The following is a 949-nucleotide window of genomic DNA, read 5'->3' on the forward strand; positions in this document are numbered from 1 at the left end:
AGTCGTCTTAAAACGCAAATAGTGCAGCTTCGGTGCGCGCTCGCGCAGCAGCTCAATGCCGCGGCAAGGATCGGTGCGGGCGATGACGACCAGTGGGCGATCGTTCGTCGCAGGCTGCGGGATAGGCTGCCAGACTACCTGAGTGAGGTTGACGTCTGCGAGGGCTGCGTCTGCGCCCGGCGTATTGATTCCTGTGCTGTCGGTGGCCGCTTGCTGTGCTCCTATGACGTCGCTGCGTGCTAGCGCAGGTGCGGCCAGGGCGTCGGTATCATGACCATCGACCTCGTGCACCTCGGCGCCAAACGCACGCAGGCGCTCGGCGAGCGGCTCGATGGTCATCACATCGGCCATGGGTCCATCGCATTGCTGGGCATTAGCATCGATGTACACACCGAGGTTGCCGATGCGGTGATGGGCGAGGGCGGCGAAGGCCTCCCAAGTCTGACCCTCTTGAAACTCGCCATCAGACATGAACACCCAGACTCGCCCGGTCTCACCGCGCAGTCGCCGTGCGAGCGCGATACCTCCGGCCTGGCTCAGGGCCTGGCCGAGTGAGCCGGCGGTGACCTCGTGACCGGGGGAATGCTCGGCGCCGATCAGCTCGACCGTGCTGCCGTCGGTGTTGAAGGCTTCTAGCGCATCCGGGCCGAGTCGGCCGAGCTCGATCAGTAGCGCGTACAAGACCAGTGCATAGTGCACCGGCGAGAAGATGAAGCGATCTAGCTCCGGCGCGCGAGGTCCGTTGTAGCCGGCACCGGTAAAGGCCGCTGGGTTGTCCTGAGATGGGACGCCGGCGAAGGCACGCGGGATCAGCGGCGCCGTGCTGGGGCCAAGCCGCATCACACGCAGATAGAGGGTCGCGAGGATATCGGCGGACGAGCAGGCCTGGCTCAGATAGCCACCGTTGTTGCGCAGGGTATGCTCAAGCACGCGACGGCGGATGCCCGCG

At 65.2% G+C, this 949-nt stretch carries 1 protein-coding gene; it reads right to left on the bottom strand.

Annotated features, from left to right (window positions below; translation table 11 throughout):
* The coding region (locus VBE63_RS30280) for a hypothetical protein (RefSeq protein WP_323686669.1) at positions 1-949 on the bottom strand (949 nt) is incomplete at both ends.

The sequence above is a fragment of the Lamprobacter sp. genome (genome assembly GCF_034860625.1).
In the GTDB taxonomy this organism is placed as follows: Bacteria; Pseudomonadota; Gammaproteobacteria; order Chromatiales; family Chromatiaceae; genus Lamprobacter.